The sequence below is a fragment of the Nocardioides sp. genome, assembly GCF_034670285.1.
Classification (GTDB): domain Bacteria; phylum Actinomycetota; class Actinomycetes; order Propionibacteriales; family Nocardioidaceae; genus Nocardioides.
This window is the reverse complement of record NZ_JAXMNS010000308.1, coordinates 1-4,752: the sequence shown is the minus strand read 5'-3', so window position 1 is coordinate 4,752 and position 4,752 is coordinate 1. Positions and strand designations below refer to the sequence as shown.

At 69.1% G+C, this 4,752-nt stretch carries 7 protein-coding genes; 1 reads left to right on the top strand and 6 read right to left on the bottom strand.

The window, feature by feature from the left end; all coding sequences use genetic code 11:
• The 5 genes from VOI19_RS14595 to VOI19_RS14575 all read right to left on the bottom strand — a co-directional run.
• Nucleotides 1-944: FAD-binding oxidoreductase (locus VOI19_RS14595; RefSeq protein WP_323793691.1), on the bottom strand; the 944-nt coding region annotated here is incomplete at its 3' end.
• Between the two features lie 25 nt (nt 945-969).
• Nucleotides 970-1,308, bottom strand: coding sequence for a cytidine deaminase (locus tag VOI19_RS14590; protein ID WP_323793690.1), 339 nt, complete (start codon nt 1,306-1,308; stop codon nt 970-972).
• Nucleotides 1,309-1,317: 9 nt separating this feature from the next.
• Nucleotides 1,318-2,664, bottom strand: coding sequence for a hemolysin family protein (locus VOI19_RS14585; protein ID WP_323793689.1), 1,347 nt, complete (start codon nt 2,662-2,664; stop codon nt 1,318-1,320).
• The gene (ybeY, locus tag VOI19_RS14580; protein WP_323793688.1) at nt 2,661-3,110 is read right to left on the bottom strand and encodes an rRNA maturation RNase YbeY; all 450 of its coding nucleotides are present in this window, start codon (nt 3,108-3,110) and stop codon (nt 2,661-2,663) included. The genes VOI19_RS14585 and ybeY overlap by 4 nt, the downstream gene beginning before the upstream one ends.
• A complete protein-coding gene (locus tag VOI19_RS14575; RefSeq protein ID WP_323793687.1) occupies nt 3,107-4,150 on the bottom strand; it encodes a PhoH family protein in 1,044 nt (347 codons plus the stop codon). Before VOI19_RS14575 ends, ybeY begins: the two co-directional genes overlap by 4 nt.
• A 106-nt stretch (nt 4,151-4,256) precedes the next feature.
• On the opposite strand from VOI19_RS14575, the gene VOI19_RS14570 reads away from it, so the two are divergent.
• On the top strand, nt 4,257-4,526 hold the full coding sequence (locus tag VOI19_RS14570; protein WP_323793686.1) for a hypothetical protein: 270 nt from the start codon (nt 4,257-4,259) through the stop codon (nt 4,524-4,526).
• Nucleotides 4,527-4,647: 121 nt separating this feature from the next.
• On the opposite strand, the gene VOI19_RS14565 is transcribed toward VOI19_RS14570, so the two are convergent.
• Nucleotides 4,648-4,743 carry an HIT domain-containing protein gene (locus tag VOI19_RS14565; protein ID WP_323793692.1) on the bottom strand — a complete coding sequence of 32 codons (96 nt, stop codon included), beginning with the start codon at nt 4,741-4,743 and terminating at the stop codon, nt 4,648-4,650.
• Between the last annotated feature and the right edge of the window lie 9 nt (nt 4,744-4,752).

Sequence of the window (4,752 nt, the reverse complement as noted above, 5' to 3'; positions counted from 1 at the left end):
TCGAGCCGCTCGGCGACCCCGAAGCGGGTGTCGAGGGCCAGCAGCCGGTGGTCGACGTCGCTGCGCCGCCAGCGCCGCGGCCACACCCGGCGCACCAGCGGGTGCTGGGCCCCGAAGGCGCGCGAGCACCAGAACCAGTCGGTGTCCCAGCGCCAGAGGTAGTCGTGGATCGTGAGTCGGTCGGTCGGGCGCTGCTGCACCGAGCGGAAGAAGATCTGCTGTCCGGTGTAGTCGCTCACCGGTCCCGGCTCGTCGGTGAAGCGGGCGAGCGTCAGGTAGACCTCTCCCGGCGCGAAGGCGACGCCGTCGAGACCGTCGACCCGTTCGCCGTCGTGGTGGCCGGCGGAGACGATCTCGGAGATCACCCGCGGGAGGAGGTCGTCCTCGACGCGCACGTGGCGCAGAGCGACGTACGTCGGCACCTCCTCGAGGGAGATGAGCAGCCGGGTCGCGTAGCCGAGGGAGCCGTAGGAGTTGGGGAAGGCATCGAACAGGTCGTCACCCGGTCGGGTCGTGACCACCTCGCCGGCGCCGGTGAAGACGTCCATCTCGAGCACCGACTCGTGCGGCAGACCGTTGCGAAAGCTCGTCGACTCGATCCCGAGGCCGGTGACAGCGCCGCCCAGCGTGATGGTGCGCAGCTGCGGGACGACGAGCGGGATCAGCCCGTGCGGCAGCGTCGCGTCGACGAGGTCCTCGTAGGTGCACATCCCCTGCACCTCGGCGGTGCGGGCGACCGGGTCGACCTCGAGCACCCCGGTCAGCCCGGAGACGTCGAGCCCAGGTGCACCGCTGGCGCTACGGACCCGGAAGAGGTTCGTCGTCGACTTCGCCAGCCGCACCGGCGCGCCGTCCGGGATCGCGGCGTACGACGACGCGAGCCGCGCGACTGCCCCGGCGTGCTGGTGCCAGGGTGTGATGGCCGCGCGGAGTTCCGACGTCACACCTCAAGAACTTACTCCAATGGAGTCAGGTCTGGGTGCTGTTGCTGATCGTGCCGCGGGGGTCTCCGAGGTGCACCGTGACGCCGGCCCCTCCGAAGTCGGACAGGGCCGCCTGGTCGGAGTCGACGAGCTCGGCGTCCTCGCCCAGCAGCACCGCGGCACCGAGGCCCGAGGAACCCGAGGCGACGGCCATCGCCACGCACACCTGCAGCGCCGAGATCTTGAGCGAGGGCAGGTCGACCGTGGCGGCGGCGTAGGTGCGACCGTCTGCGTCGCGTACGGCGGCTCCCTGCGCCGCACCGACCCTCGCGCGCGTCGCGCGGGCCAGGGTCACGAGCTTGGCGTCCTCGGTGCTCAGGTCCATGCCGCCAGCCTAGTGTCGCGTGACATCGGCGATGACAGCCGTCTCCAGCTCGCCGGTGTCGGTGCCGAGCTGCGGCTCGGGCTCGGACAGGCTGATGACGACCGTGCTGATCTTGTTGCGGCGGCCGGCGGCGTCCTCGGCCTCGAAGGTCAGTCCGTGCGCCTCCACGTGGGACCCCGGGATCGGGACCCGGCCGAGGTGCTTGGCCATCAGGCCACCGACCGAGTCGACGTCCTCCTCCTCGACGTCGAAGCCGAAGAGCTCCTCGAGGTCGTCGATCGGGTAGCGCGAGGAGACCCGCCACGTGGGCAGCGGACCCTCGGTGACGTGCTCGACCTCGATCTCGTCGTCGTCGTACTCGTCGGTGATCTCGCCGACGATCTCCTCGAGGAGGTCCTCGATCGTGATGAGGCCGGCGGTGCCGCCGTACTCGTCGACCACGACGGCGATGTGCTGACGGTTGGCCTGCATGAAGGAGAGCTGCGCGTCGACCGGCTTCGACTCCGGCACCCACGACACCGGTCGCATGACCTCGTCGACGCGCTGGGTCAGCTCGACGTCGGGAGCCTCGAAGTCGCGGCGCACGATGTCCTTGAGGTAGGCGATGCCACAGATGTCGTCGAGGTTCTCCCCGATCACCGGGACGCGCGAGTAGCCGCTGCGCAGGAAGAGCGACATCGACTGGCGCAGGTTCTTGTGCCGCTCGATGTAGACGACGTCGTTGCGCGGCACCATCACCTCGCGCACGGTCGTGTCGCCGAGCTCGAAGACCGAGTGGATCATCTTGCGCTCGCCCGACTCGATCAGCGCCGAGGCCTCGGCGATGTCGACCATCTCGCGCAGCTCGGTCTCGGACGAGAACGGACCCTCGCGGAAGCCACGACCGGGCGTGATCGCGTTGCCCGCCAGGATCAGGACCCGCGGCAGCGGTCCCAGCACGCGGGTGAAGAGGGTCAGCGGCCCGGCGGCGATCAGTGCGAACGTCTCGGCGTGCTGACGACCCAACGTGCGTGGTGCGACACCGATCACGACGAACGAGACGATCAGCATCACGCCGATCGTGATCAGGGCCGACTCCCAGCCACGGCCGTCGACGATCGCAGAGATCTGCAGGGTGACGATCACGATCGCCGAGACCTCGGCCAGCAGCTCGAGCAGCAGGGCGGTGTTGAGGTGGCGCGGCGCGTCCTCGAGCAGCGTCACCAGTCGTCTGGCACCGGTGCGGCCCTCGGCAGCCAGCTCGGCCGCGCGGGCGCGGGAGAACGCCCCGAGCGCGGCGTCGGCCGCGGTGAAGACCCCGGCGAGGACGACGAGGATCCCGGCGACGGCGAAGAGCAGCAGCTGGGTGCCGGTCATCGGGCCCGCCACTGGGCGAGCAGGGTGTCCTGCAGTCCGAACATCTCGCGGTGCTCCTCGGGCTCGGCGTGGTCGTAGCCGAGGAGGTGCAGGATGCCGTGGGTCGTGAGCAGCTCGATCTCGGCGAGGGTGCCGTGGCCGGCGGTCTCGCCCTGGGCTGCCGCGATCGTCGGGCACAGCACCAGGTCACCGAGGACGCCCTCCTCGGGCTCCTCGTTGACCAGGCCCGGACGCAGCTCGTCCATCGGGAAGGCCAGCACGTCGGTAGGGCCCTCCTTCTCCATCCACTGCTCGTTGAGCTCGGCGATGGTCGCCTCGTCGACGGCCTTGATGCACAGCTCGGCCTGCGGGTGCACCCGCATCTGGTCCATGACGAAACGGCTCAGGGCCGCGAGGTGCTTGACGTCCAGGGCTTGGCCCGACTCGTCGATGATCTCGATGGTCATCGAGGTTCAGCGCTCCTGGTGGGTCCGGTACGGGTGTCGGTGCGGGCCTCGAGGCGGGCCTGCGTCTCGGCGTCGAAGTCGTCGTAGGCCGCGACGATCTTGCCGACCAGCCGGTGCCGTACGACGTCGTTCGAGGCGAGGCGGTTGAACGAGATGTCCTCGACCTCGTCGAGGATGCCCTCGATGATGCGCAGCCCCGACTTCGCCCCGGTGGGGAGGTCGACCTGGGTGACGTCACCGGTGACGACGATCTTGGAGCCGAAGCCGAGTCGGGTGAGGAACATCTTCATCTGCTCGGGCGTCGTGTTCTGCGCCTCGTCGAGGATGATGAAGGAGTCGTTGAGCGAGCGCCCGCGCATGTAGGCGAGCGGGGCGACCTCGATCGTGCCGGCCGCGATCAGCTTGGGGATCGAGTCGGGGTCGATCATGTCGTGCAGCGCGTCGTAGAGCGGGCGCAGGTAGGGGTCGATCTTCTCGCTCAGCGTGCCGGGCAGGTAGCCGAGGCTCTCGCCGGCCTCGACGGCCGGACGCGTGAGGATGATCCGGTTGACGTGCTTGGCCTGGAGCGCCTGCACCGCCTTGGCCATCGCCAGGTAGGTCTTGCCCGTGCCGGCGGGACCGATGCCGAACGTGATCGTGTGCTTGTCGATGGCGTCGACGTAGTGCTTCTGGTTGATCGTCTTGGGACGGATCGATCGACCGCGGTTGCTCAGGATGTTGAGCGAGAGCACGTCGGCGGGCTTCTCGGTGGTCTCGACGCGCAGCATGTCGATGACGCGCTCGACGGTCTCGTTGGTCATCCCCTGGCCTGTGCGGATGATCGCGACCAGCTCGTCGAGGAGGCGCTCGGCCAGAGCGACCTCACCGGGCTCACCGCGCAACGTGATGCGGTTGCCGCGCACGTGGAGCTCGACCTTGAAGGCGCCCTCCATGATGCCGAGGAACTCGTCGCCCGGCCCGAGCAGGTTGACCATGTTGATGCTGGTGGGGACCACCACGGTGTGGCGGGTCTGGAGGTCTCCGGAGTTCGAGTCGGTCATGGGTGCCCGGAAGGGCGGCCTTTCGGTTGGTTGCAGGGTCTCCCATGCTACGGGAGCACCCTCGGACCACCCAACGGATATGGGGTCGGTCCCGTACGGTGACGGCATGAGGGCTGACGGCCGCGCGGACGAGTTCGACGAGGACTACGCCCCCGACGACGACACGCCACCTGACTGGTTTCCCGGTGAGCACCTGCCGGAGTACGCCAAGCAGATGGGGCTCACCCATCACGTCGCCGAGGGCGCCCTGCTCGATTTCGCCGGCAACCTCGACGGTGCCAAGCCGCTGCACCGGATCACGGCGTGGGTGCTGCTCGTCGTCTTCGGGCTGCCGGTGCTCTTCGCGCTGATGCGGCTCGTCTACGTGTTCCTCTGAGCAGGCTCAGCCGAGCGCAGCGAGGTCGGGGCCTGCTCAGACCGGTCGTCGAGTAGCCGGGGAGCGAGCCTGCGAGCCACCGGCGTACCGAGACGCGGTGAGGCGAACGAGCACCGCTGGACTAACCCGGAGGCCAGGCGAGGTCGCGTCCGGCGAGCACGTGCAGGTGGGTGTGGAAGACCGTCTGCCCCGCTCCGGCGCCGGTGTTGAAGACCATCCGGTAGTC

Coding starts and splice junctions, on each gene's coding strand:
- VOI19_RS14590 (WP_323793690.1), bottom strand. CDS start 1,308: ATGGACCTGAGCACCGAGGACGCCAAGCTCGTGACCCTGGCCCGCGCG.
- VOI19_RS14585 (WP_323793689.1), bottom strand. CDS start 2,664: ATGACCGGCACCCAGCTGCTGCTCTTCGCCGTCGCCGGGATCCTCGTC.
- ybeY (WP_323793688.1), bottom strand. CDS start 3,110: ATGACCATCGAGATCATCGACGAGTCGGGCCAAGCCCTGGACGTCAAG.
- VOI19_RS14575 (WP_323793687.1), bottom strand. CDS start 4,150: ATGACCGACTCGAACTCCGGAGACCTCCAGACCCGCCACACCGTGGTG.
- VOI19_RS14570 (WP_323793686.1), top strand. CDS start 4,257: ATGAGGGCTGACGGCCGCGCGGACGAGTTCGACGAGGACTACGCCCCC.
- VOI19_RS14565 (WP_323793692.1), bottom strand. CDS start 4,743: ATGGTCTTCAACACCGGCGCCGGAGCGGGGCAGACGGTCTTCCACACC.